At 31.6% G+C, this 24,346-nt stretch carries 19 protein-coding genes; 15 read left to right on the forward strand and 4 right to left on the reverse strand.

Annotation, left to right across the window (positions count from 1 at the left end; genetic code table 11):
* The first annotated feature begins 129 nt into the window (after positions 1 to 129).
* The 5 genes from pfkA (at position 130) to Q0870_RS05985 (ending at position 5,806) form a co-directional block, all read left to right on the forward strand.
* Complete coding sequence (gene pfkA, locus Q0870_RS05965; protein WP_298553361.1) at positions 130 to 1,116, forward strand: 6-phosphofructokinase; 987 nt, start codon at positions 130 to 132, stop codon at positions 1,114 to 1,116.
* 18 nt (positions 1,117 to 1,134) lie between these two features.
* Positions 1,135 to 2,139, forward strand: coding sequence for a type I glyceraldehyde-3-phosphate dehydrogenase (gene gap, locus Q0870_RS05970; protein WP_298553363.1), 1,005 nt, complete (start codon positions 1,135 to 1,137; stop codon positions 2,137 to 2,139).
* Between the two features lie 69 nt (positions 2,140 to 2,208).
* Positions 2,209 to 3,069: an N-acetylglucosamine kinase gene (locus tag Q0870_RS05975; protein ID WP_298553365.1), complete on the forward strand. Its 861-nt coding sequence runs from the start codon at positions 2,209 to 2,211 to the stop codon at positions 3,067 to 3,069.
* Positions 3,070 to 3,078: 9 nt separating this feature from the next.
* The gene (locus Q0870_RS05980; protein ID WP_298553367.1) at positions 3,079 to 4,299 is read left to right on the forward strand and encodes an ATP-binding cassette domain-containing protein; all 1,221 of its coding nucleotides are present in this window, start codon (positions 3,079 to 3,081) and stop codon (positions 4,297 to 4,299) included.
* A 124-nt stretch (positions 4,300 to 4,423) separates the two neighbouring features.
* Complete coding sequence (locus tag Q0870_RS05985; protein ID WP_298553369.1) at positions 4,424 to 5,806, forward strand: ATP-binding protein; 1,383 nt, start codon at positions 4,424 to 4,426, stop codon at positions 5,804 to 5,806.
* A gap of 13 nt (positions 5,807 to 5,819) precedes the next feature.
* Here Q0870_RS05985 and Q0870_RS05990 read toward each other — a convergent pair whose 3' ends face one another.
* Both Q0870_RS05990 and Q0870_RS05995 read right to left on the reverse strand, forming a co-directional pair.
* On the reverse strand, positions 5,820 to 6,200 hold the full coding sequence (locus Q0870_RS05990) for a RidA family protein (protein WP_298553372.1): 381 nt from the start codon (positions 6,198 to 6,200) through the stop codon (positions 5,820 to 5,822).
* A gap of 65 nt (positions 6,201 to 6,265) precedes the next feature.
* Positions 6,266 to 9,019, reverse strand: coding sequence for a putative LPS assembly protein LptD (locus Q0870_RS05995; RefSeq protein WP_298553374.1), 2,754 nt, complete (start codon positions 9,017 to 9,019; stop codon positions 6,266 to 6,268).
* A 140-nt stretch (positions 9,020 to 9,159) separates the two neighbouring features.
* Between Q0870_RS05995 and Q0870_RS06000 the strand changes: the two genes are divergently transcribed.
* The 8 genes from Q0870_RS06000 (at position 9,160) to bshA (ending at position 19,015) form a co-directional block, all read left to right on the forward strand.
* Positions 9,160 to 10,293, forward strand: coding sequence for an N-acetylmuramoyl-L-alanine amidase (locus Q0870_RS06000; RefSeq protein ID WP_298553376.1), 1,134 nt, complete (start codon positions 9,160 to 9,162; stop codon positions 10,291 to 10,293).
* An 82-nt stretch (positions 10,294 to 10,375) separates the two neighbouring features.
* On the forward strand, positions 10,376 to 11,317 hold the full coding sequence (locus Q0870_RS06005; protein ID WP_298553378.1) for an MlaD family protein: 942 nt from the start codon (positions 10,376 to 10,378) through the stop codon (positions 11,315 to 11,317).
* Between the two features lie 5 nt (positions 11,318 to 11,322).
* Positions 11,323 to 12,636, forward strand: coding sequence for a (Fe-S)-binding protein (locus tag Q0870_RS06010; protein WP_298553380.1), 1,314 nt, complete (start codon positions 11,323 to 11,325; stop codon positions 12,634 to 12,636).
* A 3-nt stretch (positions 12,637 to 12,639) separates the two neighbouring features.
* Positions 12,640 to 13,308 (forward strand): hypothetical protein, encoded by a 669-nt coding sequence (locus tag Q0870_RS06015; RefSeq protein ID WP_298553382.1) that lies wholly within the window; start codon positions 12,640 to 12,642, stop codon positions 13,306 to 13,308.
* Between the two features lie 156 nt (positions 13,309 to 13,464).
* Positions 13,465 to 14,256: a (Fe-S)-binding protein gene (locus Q0870_RS06020; RefSeq protein WP_298553384.1), complete on the forward strand. Its 792-nt coding sequence runs from the start codon at positions 13,465 to 13,467 to the stop codon at positions 14,254 to 14,256.
* Positions 14,257 to 14,279: 23 nt separating this feature from the next.
* A complete protein-coding gene (locus tag Q0870_RS06025) occupies positions 14,280 to 14,765 on the forward strand; it encodes an ABC transporter ATPase (RefSeq protein ID WP_298553385.1) in 486 nt (161 codons plus the stop codon).
* A gap of 127 nt (positions 14,766 to 14,892) precedes the next feature.
* The gene (locus Q0870_RS06030) at positions 14,893 to 17,856 is read left to right on the forward strand and encodes a glycoside hydrolase family 3 N-terminal domain-containing protein (protein WP_298553387.1); all 2,964 of its coding nucleotides are present in this window, start codon (positions 14,893 to 14,895) and stop codon (positions 17,854 to 17,856) included.
* A 22-nt stretch (positions 17,857 to 17,878) separates the two neighbouring features.
* A complete protein-coding gene (gene bshA, locus Q0870_RS06035; protein WP_298553389.1) occupies positions 17,879 to 19,015 on the forward strand; it encodes an N-acetyl-alpha-D-glucosaminyl L-malate synthase BshA in 1,137 nt (378 codons plus the stop codon).
* A 76-nt stretch (positions 19,016 to 19,091) separates the two neighbouring features.
* Here bshA and Q0870_RS06040 read toward each other — a convergent pair whose 3' ends face one another.
* Positions 19,092 to 19,619, reverse strand: a complete 528-nt coding sequence (locus Q0870_RS06040; protein ID WP_298553391.1) for a hypothetical protein — start codon at positions 19,617 to 19,619, stop codon at positions 19,092 to 19,094.
* Between the two features lie 311 nt (positions 19,620 to 19,930).
* Here Q0870_RS06040 and Q0870_RS06045 point away from each other — a divergent pair, with 311 nt between their 5' ends.
* Positions 19,931 to 20,716, forward strand: coding sequence for a transposase (locus tag Q0870_RS06045; protein WP_298553449.1), 786 nt, complete (start codon positions 19,931 to 19,933; stop codon positions 20,714 to 20,716).
* 72 nt (positions 20,717 to 20,788) lie between these two features.
* Here the strand turns inward: Q0870_RS06045 and Q0870_RS06050 are convergent, their stop codons facing one another.
* Entirely contained in the window at positions 20,789 to 21,268 is a 480-nt protein-coding gene (locus Q0870_RS06050) for a hypothetical protein (RefSeq protein ID WP_298553393.1), read from the reverse strand.
* Between the two features lie 149 nt (positions 21,269 to 21,417).
* Between Q0870_RS06050 and Q0870_RS06055 the strand changes: the two genes are divergently transcribed.
* The gene (locus Q0870_RS06055) at positions 21,418 to 24,345 is read left to right on the forward strand and encodes an FAD-binding and (Fe-S)-binding domain-containing protein (RefSeq protein WP_298553395.1); all 2,928 of its coding nucleotides are present in this window, start codon (positions 21,418 to 21,420) and stop codon (positions 24,343 to 24,345) included.
* Position 24,346: the final 1 nt, after the last annotated feature.

Genomic DNA, 24,346 nt, shown 5'->3' on the forward strand with positions numbered 1-24,346 from the left:
GTAATTTTATATCATTTATTTTTTTTATCAACTAAAACGTTATAGTCTCAAAAGTTATATTATTTACTATAAATGCTATAGATATATGAGTTTTGTTTAGTAATTTTACCATATAAATTAGAGAATTTAATGCCGAAAACAATAAAAAAATTAGCAGTTTTAACTTCAGGAGGAGATTCGCCTGGCATGAATGCTGCCATTCGTTCTGTAGTTAGAGCATGTGCCTACCATAATATAGAATGCTTTGGCGTTTACCGTGGTTATGAAGGTTTAATTGACGGTGACTTCAAAAAAATGGATGCAAGAAGTGTAAAAGGTATTATCAATAAAGGTGGTACCATACTTAAATCTGCACGTTCAAAAGAATTCAGAAAGAAAGAAGGTCGTGAAAAAGCATTTCAAAATCTAAATAAAGAAAATATTGATGGTCTTGTAGTTGTTGGAGGAGATGGTTCTTTTACCGGAGCTTTAATATTTAATCAAGAGTTTGGTTTTCCAGTAATGGGCATACCAGGAACAATTGATAACGATATAGTTGGAACCTCACACACTCTTGGTTTTGATACAGCACTAAATACTGTAGTTGAGGCTATTGATAAAATTAGAGATACAGCAAGTTCACATAATAGACTGTTTTTTATTGAAGTTATGGGGAGAGATGTAGGTCACATAGCTTTAAATGCTGGAATAGCTGGTGGAGCAGAAGAAATTTTGATACCTGAAGAAGACTTAGGTTTAGATAGATTAGTAGAATCTTTAAGAAGAAGTAGGAAATCTGGTAAAAGTTCAAGTATAGTCATAGTTGCAGAAGGTGATAAAATTGGTAAAAATATTTTTCAGTTGAAAGACTATGTAGATGAGAATATGGAAGGCTATGATGTGAGAGTATCAGTACTCGGCCATATGCAACGTGGTGGTGCACCTTCGTGTTTTGATCGCGTTTTAGCCAGTAGAATGGGTGTAAAAGCTGTTGAATCCTTAAAAAACGGACAAACCAATTACATGGTTGGTTTATTAAACGGAAAAATGGAATTAACGCCATTAGACAATGCTATTAAAGGAAAAACAAAAATAAACTTAGAATTATTGCGTGTCTCAGATATCATGAGCACATAAACATTTATAAACACGATTATGTCAAAATTAAAAATTGGAATTAACGGATTTGGTAGAATAGGTAGAATTGCTTTTAGAGTAGCAGCATCTAGATCAAATGATATTGAAGTAGTAGGGATTAATGATTTATTAGATGTAGATCATTTAGCTTACTTATTAAAGTACGATTCTGTTCACGGACAGTTTGATGGTACTATTTCTACAAAAGATGGAAATCTTGTAGTAAACGGTAATACTATTAGAGTGACTGCAGAACGTAACCCTGAAGATTTAAAATGGGATGCTGTTGGAGCAGACGTTGTTTTAGATTGCACTGGTATTTTCACAAACTTAGAAGGTGCAGGTAAACACATTAAAGCTGGAGCTAAAAAGGTTGCAATTTCTGCACCATCTGCTGATGCGCCAATGTTTGTAATGGGAGTAAATGATAAAGAGCTTACTGCTGCTCATACCATAGTATCAAACGCATCTTGTACTACTAACTGTTTAGCGCCATTAGCTAAAGTAATTAACGATAAATTTGGAATTGCTGAAGGTTTAATGACTACAGTTCACGCTGCTACTGCAACACAATCAACTGTTGATGGTGTTTCTAAAAAAGATTACCGTTTAGGTCGAGCTTCTTTAAACAACATTGTGCCTGCTTCAACTGGAGCAGCTAAAGCTGTAGGTAAAGTAATTCCTGAATTAAACGGAAAATTAACTGGTATGGCTTTTAGAATTCCTACTGTTGATGTATCTGTAGTAGATTTAACTTGTCGTTTAGAGAAACCTGCTTCTTGGGCTGATGTTAAAGCGGCTTTAAAAGATGCGTCTGATAATGAATTAAAAGGTGTTTTAGGATATACTGAAGAAGGTGTAGTATCTCAAGATTTTGTATCTGAACCTAAAACAAGTACATTCGATGCTAATGCAAGTATGGCATTAAATGATGGTTTCGTAAAATTAGTTTCTTGGTATGATAATGAGTTTGGATATTCAACTAAATTAGTTGATTTAGCTCAACATATTGGTTCATTATAGTAATTATTAATATATTTCCACAGTATTTATCATATTGATTAATGCTGTGGATTTTTTATATCTAAACTTATGATTTTAATTGTTGATAGTGGTTCTACAAAATCCGATTGGTTAGCTGTAGATAGTAATGGAAATAAATTAATGGATAAAATCCGAACCAAAGGATTAAATCCAGCTATTTTAAATGAAAAAAAACTAGCAAAACGAATCTTAAAAAGTAAAGATTTAAAAAACAATAAAGAAAAAGTTACTCATGTGTTTTTTTATGGTGCTGGTTGTGGTACAGAAAACGCAAAAGAGCTTTTAAATAGTGTAATCACAGAAATATTTCCCAAAGCACATGTTGAAGTAAATGAAGATACTCTAGCAGCTGTTTATGCTACTATAAACAATCCTAAAGAAGCGGCTGTAGTTTGCATTTTGGGTACAGGGTCAAACTGTAGTTATTATGATGGGCAAACGTTACATCAACGTGTCATATCATTAGGTTACACCTTAATGGATGACGCATCCGGAAATTATTATGGCAAGCAATTAATAAGAGATTATTATTTTAATAAGATGCCCGAAAATGTAAAAATAGCCTTTGGTGCTAAGTTTAACATGGAGGCAGATTTTATAAAATATAATTTATACAAACAACCTAGTCCAAATGCATATTTAGCGAATTTTGCTGAGTTTATGTTTTTACATAAAGATTCTGAATATACTATCAATCTTATTAAAAATGGTATACGATTATTCGCTGAAAATATGATTATGCAATATAAAGAAGAACTTAAAACAGTACCAGTGCATTTTGCTGGTTCTATTGCGTTCTTTGCTCAAAAAGAGATTAAAGAGGTTGCAGAAGAAATGGGATTCAAAGTTGGTAATTTTGAACGTAGACCAATTGACGGCTTAGTACCGTTTCATACTAAAAATCTATAATCTTTATCCGTGCTTCAGCATAAAGCATTTTACATTTCTAATACCGAAAATAAAAAACAGCTATTAAATAATATAATATCAGGTGTATGGTTTGACGATTTAGATTCTCTTGAAGGAGTACTATTTTCTGAATTGACTTTGAACGCGTTTATTGATAAAGAAATACGTTATGGTCGTTTTGATGTCCAAACATCTACAAAAAACAGTCTTAAAAATTCTTCTGAAGGCGAGCGTAAACGTGCCTTACTAAACCATATTTTACAGTTCAATCCAGGATACATTATATTAGATAATGTTTTTGATTGTTTAGATGTTGAAGCTCAATCTAAAATTGAAAGTAAACTTACCGAATTAAGCAAGCGCATTTTAATTATTCAAATATCAGCTAGAAAACGTGATATTTTGTCATTTATTGATAATGTCTATATATTAGAAGATAATCGTCCAAAATTGTTTACAACAAGCACTAAAGTGGCTAATATCAATTTTACCCAAGATTTACCTAAGCCTTATATAACTATTAATGAAACGTTTAATCCTTTAATAAAACTTAATAAAGTGTCTGTGAGTTATGGTGAAAGACCCATTGTAAATAACATATCTTGGATAATAAAACCAGGAGAATTTTGGCAACTCATAGGCCCTAATGGTTCAGGAAAAAGCACTATCCTATCTTTGATTTCTGGAGACAACCCAAAAGGTTATATGGCTGATATGATGTTGTTTGGAATAAAAAAGGGGAGTGGTGAAACCGTTTGGGATATTAAAAAAAATATTGGATTTTATACTTCCGAAATTTTACACGGTTTTAAAAGAAAAGATTCTATTGAAAGTATGATAATTTCTGGTTTTTTTGATTCCATAGGTCTTTATAGACAACCCACCGATAAGCAAATTGCTATCGCTCATAAATGGTTAATTCTTTTAAATATGTTTCATTTTAAAGATAAAAGTTTTCAATTTTTATCTAACGGACACAAACGCTTGGTTTTAATTGCTAGAGCAATGGTAAAACATCCATCACTCCTTATTTTAGACGAACCTACAAATGGTCTTGATGATACTGATGCTCAATTGTTCTCAGAACTAGTAAACAAAATAGCAAAAGAAAGTAATACTGCTATAATTTATGTGTCTCACAGAAAAGAAGAGTATATAATTCCAGATTTTATTTATGAACTTTTCCCTGACAAACAAGGTTCTAAAGGTAAAATGATATATACCAACTAGTGCTGTTTGTTAAACTGTATTTCTTTACTACTATAATACTTTTGTTAATTAATTTAATTTTGGATAAGTTTGTTAAAAGCACTTTTTAATGAAGATTTTCCCTAAATCTATTATGAAATTAAAAATGAAGAAGAAATTATCTTTTTTCATTTTTATATCTATTGCTGCGATTTTAATTATTGGTTATGTATTTCTTGAAAAGAAAATATATGCTGAAAGTGCTGCTCTTTTTTTGTTTGTATTGGCAATTATACAAGTTTTAGCGTTACAATTCTTTTTAAAAAATCAACTTAAGAATGATGTAATTAAAACAAATCTGAGACTTAGGGTTGAAGAGTTAAAAGCAAGTTTAGAATCTTTTGAGGAGTTAGCAAATCAAAAATCGATTTATCTGGCTAATTTGATTTATGAAGTTCGCACGCCATTGAATACGGTTTTAGGGATGCTTAATATGCTAAAACAAACAGAACTAAATAGCGACCAAACGGCACAAGTTGAAATAGCTGAATTCTCATCAAAGCATTTATTACAACTAGTAAATATGGTGTCTTCAAACAAGGAAGTTCGTGAAGGACGCATAGAATTGAACATGTTAACAGTCGATTTAAAAGCAGATTTATCAAATATTTTTAAAATTTTAGAATATCAGGCTTGGGAAAAAGGCTTAGAGTTTGAATACAAATTTATATCTGAAGAAAAAGATAAGTTTTTAGTTTTAGCCGATTCTAATAGGATTCAGCAAGTATTAATTAATCTAATTAATAATGCAATTAAATATACTAATGCTGGTAAAATCTCTATTATTATTGATCAATCTGTTGGCATTGATAACGATCAAATTATCACATTTTATATTAAGGATACAGGGATAGGTATGAAACCTGAAGAAGCAAAACGGATTTTTAATAATTTTGATGGCATTTATGATAATTCAATCAAGAAAGATTACCGTGGCGGAGGTATGGGCTTATCAATTTCTCATCAATTAGTAGAAGTTATGGGAGGTGACCTTAAATTGGAAAGTAAAGAAAATGAAGGTTCTACATTCTATTTTAGTTTGCAACTACAGAAAACACTAAATATCAAGGCAGTTGAAGAAAACGTTAAGCCAATTTTATCAAGTAAGTTTAATGTTTTGGTTGCCGAAGATAATAGGATGAATCAAAAGGTAATAAAGTTTCTTTTAGAGCGTCAGGGGGCTGATTGTACGTTTGCCAAAAATGGACTCGAAGCACTTGATCTCTACAAAATATTGGATTTTGATATGATTTTTATGGATATATACATGCCAGACATGGATGGCTATGAAGCAACTAAATTCATTAGAGAAACCGATAAATATTTAAGAAATAATACGCCTATAATTGGGGTTTCTGCGAGTGCTTTTGAGAAGGATATTGAGAAAGCAAAGCGTGCTGGTATTGATGGCTTTTTACCAAAGCCCATTGATAAAGAAAAACTAAATGCTATACTAACAAAGTTTTCTAAAGCGAATACACCAGCTTAGGAATTGACTGTTTTTATTTAACAGCAATCATACTAATTTCAACATTAACACTTTTTGGTAATCTAGCAACTTCTACTGTTTCTCTTGCTGGCGCATTTGAATCATCAAAATAACTTCCATAAATGTCATTAATAAACGAGAAGTTATTCATATCGCTAATAAAAATAGATGATTTAATAACGTTTTCAAAGGTCATATTAGCAGCCTCTAAAACAGCTTTTAAGTTTAGCATTACTTGTTTAGTTTCCTTAGCTATATCACCTAAGACCAAATTATTAGTTTCAGGATTTATAGCAATTTGACCAGATGTATACAATGTGTTACCTGTTAAAACAGCTTGGCTGTATGGACCAATAGGAGCAGGAGCATTTTTGGTTGTAATTATTGTTTTCATGAGAATCTATTTTTATAGCTTATTTCTGCTATTAAGAAAACTGTTTGTTTATGGATTTAGTAAATCTATAACCTAATATCTGGCTGTCTACGTTTTTCGTATTTAAGATCACTTAAGATACTAGATTTAATTCCAATAAAGAAATTCCAGGATGTTCTGGTACTAAATGGTACCCAACTAAAATTCATGCGCCAACTTAACAAATCGCGTTCAAAACGAAGTTGGGTGTAAGTAAAACCGGCATTTTTTAAATCATAACCAGATGATCCACCAATAGACCATTTGGGCGAGAGTTCTATATCACCAGAAAACATAAGTGAGTGAGAAGAAATTTCATTTTGCCGCCTACTATTTGCATAATTAACGGCATAAGCAACTCTAAAACTCCAAGGAATTTTATAGTTATATAACTCTCCAGATTCTTCATCATCAGTATTACCTTTTTTGTCCTCTATTTGTTGATTTGAAAAATCTTGGGAGACACCAAATAAATCATCTGCTCGACCTCCACTTCGCTTGTTTTCTTCAATTTCAGCATTTTTGTCTTTCCCTTTGCCATCTTTACTAGAAAAAGACCAACTAGCATTAAGATTTGCACTAGTTAACCTAAAAAGACTCCCACCATTATCTATATTGAATTTATTAATTCTAGTATTATTATTGTCAAGAGCATAAGGGTCGAGAGTGGCACCAAAATTAATACTCATTTTATTTTTAAAAAGCTGCGTTCCACCGTTCATTCTAACTGGACTCCATTGCAAAGAATCTCCGGCGAAGTTGTATGATGTGGAAAAATTTAGGTTATTTAATAGAATAACTTTCTTTGGTTCTGTAGCTGTACTGTCTTTATCTCTTACTTTGGCTTCGAAATTATTAGAAACAGAAATACCCATAGAACTTGAAAAAGTTTTATTTGGAGAGCCAAATATGCTTTCTTCGAATCTACTAAATTCCACATCACTTGTTGTTAAACCATCTGCACTAACGACTTCGTAAGTATCATAATATTTATCAAAAGCAGGGTTAATATTGTAACTAATGGAAGGCCTTATAACATGACGTATTGCTTTAATTTTTCTGTCTTTCCCTTCTTCTTTTTCAAAATTAAACATCCCATAAATAGTGGTACCCAAACTGGTACTGAAATTATAAGTTCTATAGGAGTCAAAGCCATTAATTGTTTCTGTAACCTCTTTCCTTTCTACAGTGTCGTATGTTTTATTAATTGTTTTTAATGCCCATACTTCATTATAATTTGTGCTTGCACTGGCACTAAAATATTTAAATACCTTAAAATTTGTTGTTAAAGGTATAGTGTGTTGAAAGCCTGTTTTAGCATCATCAAACATTTTTTTTGTAAAAAATAAAGAATCTGTAGTTTGTATTCTGTTTTCTGCTCTTAAGTTATACTGCAAATTTACATTTTGAATAATGCCTTTTTTAGTACCATTTTTTGATGCAAACGGGTATACTCTGCCAACACTTCCTTGAAAGGTTGGTAGTGTCATGTTTATACTTTCTGTATTCGTATTTTGCGAATGTGTAGCTGTTAAACTAAAATTAACCTGAGGCTCGCCTTGAAATGTTTTTGAATACGAAACAGAAGATGCCAAGGTGTTATTTAAAAACGCACCAGCGTTTACTTGATTTACAGATTGCCTATAATACGTGCTACTTCCAAGATTTACAGAAGCTGAAAATCGAGAACTTGGGTTTGCTTTTGAATCTTGACTATGAGACCAACGTAGGTTGTAAACGGTGCTTGTCGCATAGTCTGGAAAACCACGTTCGCTAGTAATTAAGTTTTCATATCTAAAGGCAACATTGCCTCTAAACCTATATTTTTTGGCATAAGTATTCTCTAAACGAATACCGTAACTTCCATTAGTATAATAGTCTCCTAAAACTGCTAGATCTAAGTAGTCACTAATGGCAAAATAATATCCTCCGTTTTGCAAAAAATAGCCTCGGTTATTTTGTTCCCCAAAAGTTGGTATAATAATACCAGAGGTTTGCGTTTCACTTTGTGGAAAAAAGCCAAATGGTAAACCTAATGGTGTTGGAACATCATAAATAAAGATATTTGCTAACCCTGTAACAATTTTTTTACCTGGTACAATTTTAGCTTTTCTTAATTTTATGTAATATTCCGGGTCATCAAGGTTCTCCGAAGTTGTATATTTTGCATCTTTTACAAAGTAAACAGAATCATTTTCTTTTTTAGTAATTTCAGATATAACAGTACCTTCACCTTGTTCTGTTTTAGAATTGTAAATAAGTGCTTTTTGCGTTTGTGTATTAAAAACAATCGAGTCAGGTTCTACAACGTTATTACTTTGTGAAAACACTGGTTTTTGTGTATACCCATCAATCGTGTCTGTAATACCTTTTGCATATACTGTATTCGTATTATAATCAATTATTATATTACCAGCAGTAATTTTCATGTCGCCATAATCAATATTGGCTTCATTATATAAGTATAGCTTTTGTTTTTTATGACTAAATCTAGTGTAATCCTTAGCGTGATATTTTACAATGTTTTCTAAAAGATCTTTTTTAGGTTTTATAGAATCTTTTACAATAGTATCTTGAATCTTTTCTAAAGGGCTTAAAATCGAGAGACTGTCAATGCTTGTTACTAAACTATCCTTAGTCGTTCTATTAATCGTTTTTCCTTTATTTGGAATATCTTGAGAAAAGCTTAACGTGTTGATAAACACTGTAAAACTTAATGCAAAAAGTATTTTAAAGTTGTTTGTATGCAACGCTTTTAAATGTATTTTTGTAAAAGTATGGCTCGGTTTTTGAAAAGTCAAAATTACATATATTTTTCTGTGATTGATTTAATATTCAACTAAAAATTTAAAATTAAAATAAACCGTGTTTTTTAGTCGTTAAAATTGCTTAATTGTTTGGTTTATCAAGTGTATCAATAATAATGCCCTACTAAGTCCAAATGAAACATTCTATTGAAAAAAATAGTATTTACCACATGAAAACGAACAACTTATTACTTTTCGTATCTTTTTTAATAGTATTAACATTATCTTCAAGATATAATGTTCATGCGCAATCAAGTAATAACAAATTTGTTATTATGATAGATCCTGGCCATGGTGGGCGAGACTCAGGGACACCTGGAACAGGGAGATATAAAACAACAGAAAAAGATATAGCTTTAGATGTGTCTTTAGCATTAGGTAAAATGTTAGAAGAAAACATAAGCTATGTAGATGTTGTTTACACTAGGAAGAATGACATGTTTCCTACTTTAAATGGCAGAGCTAAAGTTGCTAACAATAAAGATGTTGATTTATTTATTTCAATACATTGTAACGCACAGCCAGGTGGGAAAGGAACAGCTTATGGGTCTGAAACATATGTATTGGGGCCTACAAAGAACAAACAAAATCTTGAAGTAGCTAAAAGAGAGAATTCAGTTATTTTTCTTGAAGAAGATTATAAAGAAACCTATAAAAGTTTTGACCCAAGTTCTCCTGAATCTTTATTGGGGCTTACACTGGCTCAAGAAGATTATCTTGATCAGAGCATAAGATTGGCTACATTAATTGAAAAAGAATTTAAAGTAAACGCAAAGCGAAAAAGTAGAGGTGTAAAACAGAATGTATTTTATGTTTTAGCATATACTTATATGCCAAGCGTGTTAGTTGAATTAGGGTTTCTTACTCATAAAAAAGAAGAAGACTTTTTAAATTCGAAAAAAGGAAAAAGAATAATGACCAACGCTCTTTTTAACGCCTTGGATGATTACATGGAATTCTTAGGAGTAAAAAACAAAACTGTTTTTAATGATGAAAAACCGAATAACACTGAAACTAAAAACACACACAATAATGACATTGTTTACAAAGTTCAAATCGCCGCTAGCTCAAAAGCACTAGAAACAAAACCTTATAATTTTAAAGGTTTAACAACTATTTCAAGAGTAAAAGAAGGGAGTTTGTATAAATATTTTTATGGAAGTAGTACGGATTATGAGGAAACAAAAATTTTAGAAAATGAAGCCCGAAATAAAGGTTATAATTCAAGTTTTATAGTGGCGTTTAAAGGTGGAAAAAGATTACGTTAATTGATACTCTAAAATCCACAACTAATTAAGAGGTGTACTTCTTAAAATTTATATTAAATTTGTTTTTCTAAAGAAAATCAATTTGAAAATAACAAAAGAAGTTAAAACAGGCATACTCGTAATAATAGGTATAATCCTTTTTATTTTTGGGTTTAATTATCTTAAAGGGCAAAATCTTTTAGATTCTTCACGTACGTTTTATACAAGTTATAATAATGTTGAAGGTTTAGTACCATCTACTCCAGTAACTATAAATGGCTTATCTGTAGGTAGAGTTATTGATGTTGGTTTTAAAGGAGATGGTTCAGGAAAACTTCAAATTAAACTTCGAGTAGAAAGTGATTTTGAATTTTCAAAAAACAGTAAAGCCGAGTTATATGACACGGGTTTAATAGGAGGGAAGGCTATAGCAATTATTCCTGCGTTTGATGGCGCAGAAAAAGCCAAAAGTAATGATGTGCTTCAAGGTACAGTTAAAGCAGGCTTAACATCCTTATTAGCACAAAGTTTAACACCACTACAAGAAAAAATCGAAATTGTATTAACAAGTGCAAACGTTCTACTTACAAATTTAAACGATGTTTTTGATGATAAAACTAAGGCAAATCTTAAAACTAGTATTGCTGGATTAAGTTCAACAATAGAGTCATTTAAAAAAACTTCAAATTCTCTAGATCAATTAATGAAAACTAATAAAGTTAAAATTGACGTTGTTTTTTCAAATGCTGAAAAGGCTTCTACCGATTTAACTAAAATTACCGGGTCGTTAGCTGAATCTGATTTAGGTCAAACAGTAAAAAATTTAGAATCTACACTAGATAATTTTAATAAAATTTTAGTTGATTTAGAAAATGGAGAAGGAACAATGGGCAAACTTCTTAAGGATGATGCACTTTATAATAATTTAGAAGGCGCATCAAAAGAAATGGAAGCTTTAATACTAGATATTAAATTACACCCAGCGCGTTACAGACGTATTTTATCAAAAAAAGAAATTCCTTATAAAGAACCAGAAGACAATTAATATTTATGGATTATATACCTAATATCTTGTTTGCTATAATACTTATTTTGGGTATTGGCTTTTTCGTTAAAAACATTAAAAAGCTTATCCGGAATATTAAACTTGGTCAAGACACAGTTGTTAGTGATAACAAATCGCAGCGCTGGGAAAACATGGCAATGATAGCCTTAGGGCAAAGTAAAATGGTACGTCGTCCAATTTCAGGTTTTTTGCATGTTGTTGTTTATGTAGGATTCATAATTATAAATATTGAAGTTTTAGAAATCATAATTGACGGTTTATTTGGAACACATAGAATTGGTTTAAGTGTGTTGCCAAAATCTGTATATGGATTTTTAATAGGAACATTCGAGGTTCTGGCATGTTTTGTATTTGTTGCAGTAACCATATTCTGGATTCGTCGAAATATATTAAAACTAGCACGTTTCTGGAACAGTGAAATGACAAGTTGGCCAAAAAATGATGGTAACTTCATTCTGTATTTTGAAATGGTATTAATGTCACTATTTTTAATAATGAATGCTACCGACTTACATTTTCAATCTTTAAATTCAGGCAATGTAATTAGTCAGTATATAGCACCTTGGTTTTTAGGCCTATCAGAAGGCACATTGCACTTTATTGAAAGAGGCGCATGGTGGATTCATATTGTTGGTATACTTATATTTTTAAACTATTTATACTATTCTAAGCATTTACATATTCTATTAGCATTTCCAAATACCTATTATGGCAATTTAAAACCTAAAGGTCAATTTAACAATCTTGAAGCAGTTACAAAAGAAGTGAAAATGATGATGGATCCTACTGCAGATCCATTTGCTAATCCCGTAGAAGGAGAAGAAGAAGAAACCCCAGCTAAGTTTGGTGCCAGCGATGTTCAGGATTTAAATTGGGTACAATTATTAAGCGCATACACCTGTACAGAGTGTGGTAGATGTACATCGGCATGTCCAGCAAATTTAACTGGAAAAAAACTATCTCCAAGAAAAATAATGATGGATACCCGCGACCGCTTAGAGGAAGTAGGTAAAAATATTGACACTAACAAAGGCGAGTTTAAAGATGATGGTAAACAATTATTAGGCGATTATATTACTCATGAAGAGCTTTGGGCATGCACAACATGTAATGCTTGTGTAGAAGAATGCCCAGTAAGTATAGATCCACTTTCTATTATTTTAGAAATGCGTCGTTATTTAGTAATGGAACAATCAGCAGCACCAGTTGAGTTAAATAATATGATGACCAATATAGAAAACAACGGAGCCCCTTGGCCGTACAATCAAATGGACAGGCTAAACTGGAAAAACGAATAGAATATGAATATTAAAACAATAACTTTTAAAAGTGTTTTATTTAGTTTTATGATGCTTTTGTGTGCAACAGCATTTTCTCAAAGCAACGAAGAAACGCTTAAGCAAATAGACAAAATAGCCCTAAAAATGTTTACGGACATGAACAATAGGGATTACGATGCTATTATAGAAATGACACACCCAAAAGTATTTGAAATTATCCCTAAAGAATCAATGAAAGATGTTTTTAAAAGCATGTTTGAGGGTAACGAAGAGTTTTCTATTGATGTTCCTAAAACCATTCCAAAATATAAACTATCTAAAGTCTTTATAAACGAAAAAGACAGCTTAAAGTATGTGTTTGTCTCTTATGACATGGCCATGAAAATGACATTCCATAAACAAGAGTTTGATGATGAAAGTAAAAATATGATGAAAAATGTAATGCTTGCTAAGGGTATGGAAGTTAGTTTTATATCAAATAACTCTATGGATATTTTCATGAAAGATAGAGTCACAATTGTTCTAAAAGATAACACCACAAATAATAAGTGGGTAATGGTTAATTATGATGCAGACTCCCCTTTATTCTATAACATTGTCCCAGCCAGCTTATTAGAAAGCGCAAAAAGTTACAATCAAGATTTAATGATAGAGAGAAAGAAAAGAGAAGAAGAAAAAACAAATAATTAGAGCGTTACCCAAAAAGGGTCGGGCTTTCGGCAGTCGCTTTTTTTGAGAAAAACAAAAAAGAGCTTCAACAAATGCCTCAATCCCTAACGCAAAACGTAACATATAACGATATTCCTGCAAAGTTTTAAAAACTTTATAGGCATTAAATTTAAAGAAATGAGCGAATTACTAAAAGTACCAACCATGGCAGAATTTATGGCTCAAGGAAAACAACCTGAAGTGCTATTTTGGGTTGGGTCTGCAGGTAGTTTTGATGATAGAGCAAAAAAAATAACAAGAGCTTTTGTTAAAATTTTAAACAAAGCCAATGTCGAATTTGCCGTATTAGGAACAGAAGAAAGTTGCACTGGCGATGTAGCAAAACGTGCCGGTAACGAGTTTTTATTTCAAATGCAAGCAGTTACAAATATTGAAATTTTAAATGCTTATGAAATAAAAAAGATTGTAACATGCGATCCGCATTCGTACAATTGTTTAAAAAACGAATACCCAAGTTTAGGTGGTAATTATGAAGTTATGCACCATACGCAGTTTTTAAAAGAATTAATAAACTCCAATAGATTAGACATTAAAGAAAGCGATTATAAAGGCAAACAAATAACCTTTCATGACCCTTGTTATTTAGGACGGGCGAACTCAGAATATGATGCACCACGCGACGTTTTAAATAATCTAAATGCTAATTTAGTTGAAATGAAGCGAAGTAAAGCATTTGCTCTATGCTGTGGTGCTGGTGGAGCGCAAATGTTTAAAGAACCCGAAAAGGGAGATAAAGACATTAATGAACTTCGCACAGAAGATGCTTTAAAAACAAATCCAGAAATTATTGCAACAGCTTGTCCTTATTGTATGACTATGATGACGGACGGTGTAAAAGTTAAAGAAAAAGAAAATCAAATTAAAGTCATGGACATTGCAGAACTCATTGCAAGTTCCCAGAATTTATAATAGTAAAACCCTAAATCAATTTAATGCTAGTAGATTTTAATACATTACCAGAAGAATCACGTGTTTGGATATACCAAGCTAATCGTTCATTTTCAGAAGATGAACTTCAGGAAATTCAATCAAAACTAGACATTTTTATTGAAAATTGGACAGCTCACGGTAGCGACTTACAAGCAGGTTATATTGTTAAATATAAGCGTTTTATTGTTTTATCTTTAAATCAAAGCTTAAACAAAGCTACAGGCTGTTCTATCGATGCATCTGTTCATTTTATTCAACAATTAGAAAAAGATTATAATGTTGACTTAATGGACAAAATGAATGTTTCTTATAAACAAGGAGACTTTGTAGCCTATAAATCACTTTCCGATTTCAGGAAAATGGCCAAGGATAAAGCAGTATCCAAGAACACTATTGTCTTTAATAATTTAGTAAATAATATTGCTGAGTTTAATGAAAATTGGGAAGTTCCGGCAAGCGAAAGCTGGCACGGCCGTTTTATAAAATAATTTTTTGGTTAATTACTTCTTTATAAATCTATCTTAAAGTCTTTTTATCTTCTTTTTAAAAGTATTATTTTGGCATAATTATTAGTATATCTATTAATTACTAGTAATTCCCCTTAACAAATCTTTTATGCGTCAAATCTTTATTACTGTTATAGTCCTTTTTTTAGTATTACAAACAGCTGCTCAAACTAATAATAATAATAATCCTCTACTAACTACAGATTCAATTGCTCAAAAAAAATGGGTAGATAGTTTATACAACTCAATGAGTCTTGCTGAAAAAGTGGGGCAGTTATACATGATTCAAGTCATGTCTAATCAAGATCAAGCCACAAGAAACAAGGTAATCAGTACTATAAAAGAGCACCACATTGGTGGAATTATATATTCAAACGGCAACCCTAACAAACAAGCAAGACTCAATAATGAGTTACAATCGTTTTCTAAAATCCCAATGCTTATTGGTATGGATGCAGAATGGGGTTTAAGTATGCGTTTAGATTCTACTTATGCATTTCCTTGGAATATGACCCTTGGTGCCATTAGTAATAATAAATTAGTAGAGAAAACAGGCAGACAAATAGGAGAACATTGCAAACGATTAGGGGTTCATTTCAATTTCGCACCAGTTGTCGATATTAATACAAATCCGTTAAATCCAATTATTGGAAACAGGTCTTTTGGTGAAGACAGAGATAATGTAACAGAAAAGGCATCGGCATTCATGAAAGGCATGCAAAGTGCTGGAGTATTAGCTAATGCAAAGCATTTTCCTGGTCATGGCGATACCAATCAAGATTCTCATAAAACATTACCAACTATAAGTTTTAATGAGAAACGTATTGATTCTATAGAATTATATCCATATAAAAAATTAATCAAAGAAGGGCTTTCAAGTGTTATGGTCGCCCATTTAAATGTACCAAGTTTAGAATCTCGTGAAGGCTACCCTTCTTCATTATCAAAACACATTGTTACCGATATTTTAAAAGAAAAATTAGGGTTTAAAGGACTCATTTTTACAGATGCGTTAACGATGAAAGGGGCTGCAGATTATATGGAACCCACATTAGAAGGCACTACAACCAAAAAATTTATAACAAGCGGTGATATAGATTTAGCTGCGTTTAAAGCAGGTAATGATGTTATGTTAATGTCTGAGGATGTTGGGCTTGGTATATCTAAAATCATTGAAGCATATAACAAAGGGGAAATAACTGAAGCCCGTTTAGAGCATTCAGTTAAAAAAATTCTTCAAGCAAAATACAAAGTAGGATTGCATCATTATGAGCCTATAGGGTTGTATAATATATTAAAGGACTTAAACCGACTAAAAGATGATATTTTATATGAAGAACTATTAGAAAATGCGATTACCGTCGTTAAAAATGAAAATGATTTATTACCACTTAGGCGGTTAGAAACTAAAAGTATTGCATATGTAGAACTTGGTGATGATTCTGGTTCAGCCTTTTTCGATGAGTTAAAAAAGTATGCCAAAGTTCACGCTATTAAATCAGACAATTTATATTCTTTAATGGGTAGCCTAAAGCCATACAACACAGTTGTTATTGGTTTTCATCGTTCTAACGAAAATCCATGGAAAGCTTATCAATTCACTAATAAAGACTTAGTGTGGCTACATGAAATAGCGCAAAACCACACCGTTATTTTGGATGCTTTTGTAAAGCCTTATGCGCTCTCAAAATTAAAAACATTAGAAAACATTGAGAGCATCGTTGTTAGCTATCAAAATAGCGAAATTGCACAAAGAAAATCGGCACAGCTTATTTTTGGAGCTATACCTTCTAAAGGGAATTTACCTGTTTCTATTGGAAATTATTTTAAAGAAGGTGATGGTATACATAATAATGAACTTAAACGTTTAGCATATTCTATACCCGAACGCGTGGGAATGAATTCGGATAAATTAAAACGTATAGATTCTGTTGCTCAAATGGCTGTTGATTCTATGATGACACCCGGAATTCAATTACTAGTAGCTAGAAAAGGAAAAGTGATTTATAACAAGAATTTTGGAAAACACACCTATAGTGGAAAGAAAAAAGTGTCTTTTGATGATATTTATGATGTAGCATCTCTTACTAAAATATTATCAACATTACCCTTATTGATGGAACTTGAAGAGCAAGGTATACTTTCATTAAACACTAAATTACCTTCAATTTTACCCGAATATAAAGACTCTAATAAATCTCATATTACTTTAAAAAGCATGTTATCTCATTATGCACGTTTAAGACCATGGGAACCTTTTTATTATCGCACTTTAGATACTGTAACCAAACGCCCTAGTAGAAAATATTATAGAAAAGAACGTAGCGATAAATTTAATATTGAAGTCACAAAAAACTTGTTTTTAAGAACTGATTATCAGGACTCTTTGCCCGAAATTATAAAAAATTCAGAACTGCTAGAACGCCAAAGATACCGTTATAGCGATTTCCCATATTACATTTTAAAGAAATTTATTGAGCAACATTACGACAGAACACTTGATGAGTTAGTTCAATCACATTTTTATGAATCTCTAGGCGCCAATTACACTTTGTATAATCCGTACTATAAAATCAGTAATAAAAAAATTGTACCAACAGAGATTGATGATTATTATAGATATGGAAAAGTTCATGGTTACGTGCATGATATGGGAGCAGCTATGCAAAACGGCGTAGGTGGTCATGCAGGTGTATTTAGTAATGCAAATGATGTTGCAAAAATTATGCAAATGTACTTGCAAAAAGGTTATTATGGAGGCAAGCGTTATTTGAAACCTGAAACAATTGATAAGTTTAACACATGCTATTATTGTGATGATAATAATAGAAGAGGTATTGGCTTTGATAAACCACAACTTGGAGATTCTGGACCAACATGTGGCTGTATATCCATGACAAGTTTTGGTCATTCTGGGTTTACTGGAACATATACTTGGGCAGACCCAGAAGAAGAGATTGTATACGTTTTTTTAGCAAATAGAACGTATCCGCATGCTGGGAAAAATTTATTACTCAGAAAAAATATTAGAACGGAAATACAACGCTTAATTTACGAAGCAATAGAAGATTAAAGAAGTACTTAAAACTTAATAAATGAAAATAGGTATTGTTTGTTATCCAACATTTGGAGGTAGTGGAGTAGTAGCAACCGAACTAGGTTTAGAACTCTCTAAACGTGGTCATGAAATACACTTCATCACTTATAATCAACCTGTAAGGTTAGAGTTAATAAGTAACAATGTACACTATCACGAAGTAAACGTACCAGAATATCCATTGTTTCATTATCAGCCCTATGAATTAGCTTTATCAAGTAAATTGGTAGATATGGTTAAACTTCATGATATAGAAATATTACATGTACATTATGCTATTCCGCATGCTTATGCGGCATATATGGCAAAAAAAATGTTAAAAGAAGAAGGTATACATCTTCCTATAGTAACGACTTTACACGGTACAGATATTACACTTGTTGGAAGTCATCCGTTTTACAAACCCGCTGTAACGTTTAGCATTAATAAATCGGATGCTGTAACAACAGTATCTCAAAGTTTAAAAGATGATACTTTGCGTTTATTTGATATTAAAAAAGATATAAATGTAGTACCTAACTTTATAGATTTAGAAAAGTATAATCACGGGTTTACAGATTGTCAACGCGGAATGATGGCTAATGATGATGAGAAAATAATCACACACATTAGTAACTTAAGACCTGTAAAGCGTGTTCAAGATGTAATTAGCATCTTTTATAGCATCCAAAAGGAAATGCCAGCAAAATTAATGTTTATTGGTGAAGGTCCTGAAAAAGAAAAAGTAGAATTACGTTGTCAAGAATTAGGTATTTTAGATAAAGTGGTTTTCTTTGGAAGAAGTAATGAAATTGATAAGATTTTATGTTTTAGCGATTTATTTTTACTTCCATCGCAAACTGAAAGTTTTGGTTTAGCGGCGCTTGAAGCTATGGCATCAGGAGTTCCTGTTATTTCAACTAATACAGGTGGTTTACCTGAAGTTAATATTCAAAGTATTTCAGGGTTTTTAAGTAACGTTGGTAATGTTGAGGAAATGTCTAAAAATGCACTATATATTTTAAGTAATGATGAGCGCCTAAAAAACTTTAAGGATAATGCGCGTAAAGAGGCTTTAAAGTTCGATTTGCACGCTATTGTTCCTAAATATGAAGCTATTTATGAAGATACTCTAGCAAAATGCTTGGTATTGTAATAGAAGATTCCATTTTAAAAGCACCTTGCTTAAGTTGTGTTTTTAAAATGAAATCAAACTTATTTAGTTTCTAAAATTAACTCCCACAACTGTTACAAGTTAATATGAGATCATTAATAGTTGAAAGCATAGTAGTGAATCCCGTTCCAGTTACATTAAAAGTACCACTAATTTTTATTAATTTTGAATTACCATTTACATTTTCCTCGAATTTAGTAATCCTTAATTTACCAGTTGAACCTGTAAAATCTCTGTTAATGTTAACAAAGCTTGCAGTAACATAAATAGGAGCGGTATTATCGCTAAAAGCATATTCCTCTCCAGTTTTAAAAGCTTCAATATCACTATTATCTACAATTGTTAGTGTTAGTTTTCCGCTAGCACCTTCCGCATCTGCTTTAACATTAATGGATATATTATTAGTAGCTTCATAATTATTAGAAATTGTAGCTACTATGTTTTCCATTACAAAGCCTCCAAAATCTGTAAATGCTATGGAAATACTACCTTGTTCTTGTTGCTTTACATCTTCCGAATCGTTGCTTTCAGAACAAGAAAAAGTTAATACAAATAAAAATAATGCTAAAGTTTTAATAGTTTTCATATTACTAATTTTAAGTTTATAATAATACATAAAAGACTTTTAAAAATGTCATCACTAAAATTAATAAGAACTTCAGAAATAAAAAAACACCCCTAAAGGTAGTCATGGTTGGAAGATTTATTCTTCCGGTTTTTTTGTTTTATAAAACACAGATACCAGTTAATTAACTTATTGATTAATAGTTGTTTACCTTGTTTTTTTAGTGTAATTTTCGCATATTAATACCTTATAGCCAATATATTATGTCAGTATTTAAAGACCACAGAATTTCAGTAAGTCAATTATAGGCTTCTTCCAAATTATTAAAAGGTATTGACCATAAAAACGGAAAGAAATCTGTTAAATGCAGCATGGCTTTTGATGGTTTGTTGCCTTGTCATTCTGAAGTATTTACTAAGTCGAAGTATTCTAGTGAAGATATGGCTTTACCCGAGGCTATAATGAATCATGTAAAGCAAGACGTAAATCATCAAAATATCTATGTCATTGATAGAGGATTTCAACCTACAAGAACAATGAACTCATTTACTAATGATGCTGTTACTTTTATTGTTAGAGCAAAAGAAAACCGAAAACATGTAGAATTTCAGTCATTACTTAATAAAAATCAAGACCTAGATTTAGGAGAATTAACCCTTATTAAAGACAGTAAAGTAAATCTTTATACTGGAAAAGCGATACATAACAAAAAAGGAAATATACATTACAGAGAAGAATTAGTAGAAACTCCTTTTCGTTTAATCGTAGCAAAAACTAAAACAGAGCAACCAAAATACTTTTGGTTTATTACCAATGATTTTGATTTATCTGCAAAACAAGTAGCCCAAGCTTATAGAAGGCGATGGAATATTGAAGTATTCTTTCGTTTTATAAAACAAGAACTCAATGTAAGCCATCTAGTCTCATTGAATAAAAATGGAATAGAAGTTTTACTATACATGACTTTAATTGTAGCAATGTTAATATTAATCTATAAAAAAGCTAATAAAATAGGTTATAAAACAGCCAAGAGAAGATTTAAAATGGAACTCAGAAATTTAGCTATTGCTATGATTGTTGTAGACTGCAAAGGAAACTTAAACCATTTTGAGACTTAAAAAAAATGGTCGAAATTTCTTCCGACCATGACTACCTCTAAAGGTGCTTTTATCTAAATTTAGTTTTGTTTTTTAGAACTGATAACGAATACTTAAAGCAATATCAAAATCTAAATCATTACTAAAATCTCCAAAACCTAATTCTGGTCTAAAATCTAAAGATAATAGTAAGGGAATATCAAAATTGTATTCAATGCCAATATCACCAGCCGCAAATAGGGCAGTTTCACTTGCTCCGTCTAAGGATTTTTTACCGCTAAAAGAAGCTAAACCACCACCAGCACCAACATACCAATTGAAAGACCCATCAAGAGGAAATACCCATTGGTAAAGACCAGTAAGTTTAAAAGCGCTATAACTATTTCCATTTCTCCAACCTAAATCGCCTTCAAACCTATTATTTGCTCCCAAAGCATGTTGATAAGATACTTCTGCACCTAAGCCATCACTATCTCCTAAGCGCAAACCTATAGCATTCTTTGAAATGCTTTGTGCATTCAATGTAAACGCAAAGCCTATTAATGACAGTGACAATAAAAATAATTTTTTCATAAAATAAAGTTTTAGTTTTTATAAATTATATACGGCCTTATACGTTAAAAAGACCTTTTTTTAATATTCATAATAGATTAGCAAGAATAACGCCAAAAATGTATTTATATTTAACTTCTTTTTAGATTTACAAATATATTTTGTTGCAGATGACGTTAAGTCCAAATTTACAGGAGTTAAGAGAGGTGTTAGAAGGTGAGTTGTTTTATGATGATTTAATGAAATCTCTATATGCTACAGATGCCTCGGTATATAGAAAACTACCATTGGCTGTTGCATACCCAAAAAACGAACTTGACATAAAGTTGTTAATCCAATTTGCAAAGAATTATAATACCTCATTAATACCAAGAACCGCAGGAACATCATTAGCCGGACAATGCGTTGGTGAAGGTATTATTGTTGATGTTTCTAAGTATTTTACAAAAATAATTAAGCTTAACGAAAAAGAGCAAACTGTTACTGTACAACCAGGTGTAGTTCGTGACGTTTTAAACAATTACTTAAAACCTTTTGGGCTTTTTTTCGGGCCAAATACGTCAACTTCAAACCGATGTATGATAGGCGGTATGGTTGGTAATAACTCGTCAGGAACAACTTCCATTCAATATGGAGTAACACGTGATAAGGTTTTAGAAATGGAGGTTGTTTTGAGTGACGGCAGTCAAGCTATTTTTGGTAAAATCAATTCAGAAACATTTCAACAAAAAATAAAAGAAGATTCATTAGAAGGGCGTATTTATAAAACCATATTTGAGTCTTTAGAATTAAAATCTATTCAAAAAGAAATTATAGAACAATTTCCTAAACCTGAAATACACAGAAGAAATACAGGTTATGCGATTGATGAATTAATTAAGACTAACATTTTTACAGAGTCTAATGAATCATTTAATATGTGTAAACTGCTTTCAGGCAGCGAAGGCACTTTAGCGTTTACAACTCAAATCACTTTAAAATTAGATAAGTTACCACCACAAGAATCTGTTATGGTAGCAGCTCATTTTGATAGTATAGAAAATTGCATGAAAGCAGTGCAACCTGTTATGCAACACAATTTGTATATGTGCGAGATGATGGATAAAACCATATTAGATTGCACAAAACATAATAAAAAACAGCAAGAAAACAGACAGTTTATATTTGGTGACCCAAAAGCTATATTAATGTGCGAAGTTAAAGCCAGTACTATAGAAAAAGCAAAAGAATTAGCAATAAGCCTTGAAAAAACTATTAAGAATTCTGGTTTTAGTTACGCAAACCCTAAACTTTTTGGGAATGATGTAAACAAAGCCATTGCATTGAGAAGTGCAGGTTTAGGGCTTTTAGGAAATATTATTGGCGATAAAAAATCTGCTGCTTGTATTGAAGATACGGCTGTGGCATTACCTGATTTAGCAAATTATATTTCTGAGTTTACGCAACTCATGAAAAACTATAAGCAAGACGCTATTTATTATGCCCACGCTGGAGCTGGAGAAATCCATTTGCGACCTATTTTGAATTTAAAACAAGTCGAAGATGTCGAATTGTTTAGAAAAATAACTACTGATGTAGCTCATTTAGTTAAGAAGCATAAAGGTTCTATGAGTGGTGAGCATGGTGATGGAATAGTACGTTCTGAGTTTATTTCCACAATGATTGGAGAAACCAATTACGATATTTTAAAACGTATAAAAACAGCTTTTGATAGCGATAATATTTTCAATCCAGGTAAAATAGTTGATGGGTTACCAATGGATAAATCGCTTAGATATGAATCAAATAGAAAAGAGCCAGAAATAAAAACCCTACTAGATTTTTCAAAATCTCAAGGAATTCTTCGAGAAGCTGAAAAATGTAATGGTTCTGGGGATTGTAGAAAACTACCCGAATTTGGAGGAACGATGTGTCCGAGTTACAGAGCAACTAGAAATGAAAAAGATACAACACGAGCAAGAGCCAATGCTTTAAGAGAGTTTTTAACTAACTCTGAAAAAGCAAATAAATTTAATTATAAAGAGTTAAAAGATGTTTTTAATTTATGCTTAAGCTGCAAAGCCTGTGCAAGTGAATGTCCAAGTAGTGTTGATGTTGCAAGCCTAAAAACAGAATTTCAATACCAATATCAAAAAGCAAATGGTTTTAAGTTTAAAGATAAGTTTTTTGCTAAATCAACTAAATATAATAAAATAGCTTCACGAATTCCGAAGTTTTATAATGCCTTATTTCAAAATAATTTTTCTAGTGATATTATCAAGAAAGTTCTGGGTATCCATCCAAAACGTAGTTTACCAAAAATATCAGAATCTTTTTCAGGCTTCAATAATTTTTCAAATTGGATAGATGGCAAAAATCATACACCTAAGCCAATAAAAACAGTTTACTTATTTGTAGATGAGTTTATAAATTATCTAGAATCTGAAATTGCTATTGACACTTTGATAGTTTTAGAAGCATTAAATTATAAGATAATTCCTGTGCATCATCTAGAAAGTAGTCGTTCCTATTTATCTAAAGGTTTTCTGGAAGAAGCAAAAGAACATGCTAATAAAAATGTTGAATATTTTAAAGACAAAGTTTCAGACGAAACACCGCTTATAGGTATTGAACCTTCAGCAATTTTATCCTTTAAAGACGAATACTTAAAATTGTCAGCAGATACAAATTCAGCTGAAGCGATATCAAAAAACACCTTTTTAATAGAAGAGTTTTTACAGCAAGAAATACAATTAGGTAATATAGAGCCAAAGCAATTTACGTTAGAAGCTAAAACCATAAAGTTTCACGGGCACTGTCATCAAAAGGCTATGAGTAATCAATTATCAAGTTTTGTGGTGTTGAATTTGCCAACTAACTATACCGTGGCTATTATTCCAAGTGGATGTTGCGGAATGGCAGGCAGTTTTGGATACGAAAAAGATAAATACGAAGTAAGTATGCAAATTGGTGAGCAAACCTTATTTCCAGCAGTTAGAAAAGCTTCAATAGAGACAATTATTTCTGCAAATGGAACAAGTTGTAGACATCAAATTAAAGACGGAACAGAGCGAGAGGCTAAACATCCTATAACAATTTTAAGAGAGGCGTTAATTTAAT

The organism is uncultured Algibacter sp. (assembly GCF_947487575.1).
GTDB lineage: Bacteria > Bacteroidota > Bacteroidia > Flavobacteriales > Flavobacteriaceae > Algibacter_B.

Excerpts from the sequence above, each read along its gene's own strand:
- Q0870_RS06025 (WP_298553385.1), top strand. The coding sequence starts at position 14,280 with ATGCTAGTAGATTTTAATACATTACCAGAAGAATCACGTGTTTGGATA.
- Q0870_RS06055 (WP_298553395.1), top strand. The coding sequence starts at position 21,418 with ATGACGTTAAGTCCAAATTTACAGGAGTTAAGAGAGGTGTTAGAAGGT.
- gap (WP_298553363.1), top strand. The coding sequence starts at position 1,135 with ATGTCAAAATTAAAAATTGGAATTAACGGATTTGGTAGAATAGGTAGA.
- pfkA (WP_298553361.1), top strand. The coding sequence starts at position 130 with ATGCCGAAAACAATAAAAAAATTAGCAGTTTTAACTTCAGGAGGAGAT.
- Q0870_RS06040 (WP_298553391.1), bottom strand. The coding sequence starts at position 19,619 with ATGAAAACTATTAAAACTTTAGCATTATTTTTATTTGTATTAACTTTT.
- Q0870_RS05975 (WP_298553365.1), top strand. The coding sequence starts at position 2,209 with ATGATTTTAATTGTTGATAGTGGTTCTACAAAATCCGATTGGTTAGCT.
- Q0870_RS06010 (WP_298553380.1), top strand. The coding sequence starts at position 11,323 with ATGGATTATATACCTAATATCTTGTTTGCTATAATACTTATTTTGGGT.
- Q0870_RS06030 (WP_298553387.1), top strand. The coding sequence starts at position 14,893 with ATGCGTCAAATCTTTATTACTGTTATAGTCCTTTTTTTAGTATTACAA.
- Q0870_RS06000 (WP_298553376.1), top strand. The coding sequence starts at position 9,160 with ATGAAACATTCTATTGAAAAAAATAGTATTTACCACATGAAAACGAAC.
- Q0870_RS05990 (WP_298553372.1), bottom strand. The coding sequence starts at position 6,200 with ATGAAAACAATAATTACAACCAAAAATGCTCCTGCTCCTATTGGTCCA.
- Q0870_RS06015 (WP_298553382.1), top strand. The coding sequence starts at position 12,640 with ATGAATATTAAAACAATAACTTTTAAAAGTGTTTTATTTAGTTTTATG.
- Q0870_RS06020 (WP_298553384.1), top strand. The coding sequence starts at position 13,465 with ATGAGCGAATTACTAAAAGTACCAACCATGGCAGAATTTATGGCTCAA.
- Q0870_RS06050 (WP_298553393.1), bottom strand. The coding sequence starts at position 21,268 with ATGAAAAAATTATTTTTATTGTCACTGTCATTAATAGGCTTTGCGTTT.
- Q0870_RS05985 (WP_298553369.1), top strand. The coding sequence starts at position 4,424 with ATGAAGAAGAAATTATCTTTTTTCATTTTTATATCTATTGCTGCGATT.
- bshA (WP_298553389.1), top strand. The coding sequence starts at position 17,879 with ATGAAAATAGGTATTGTTTGTTATCCAACATTTGGAGGTAGTGGAGTA.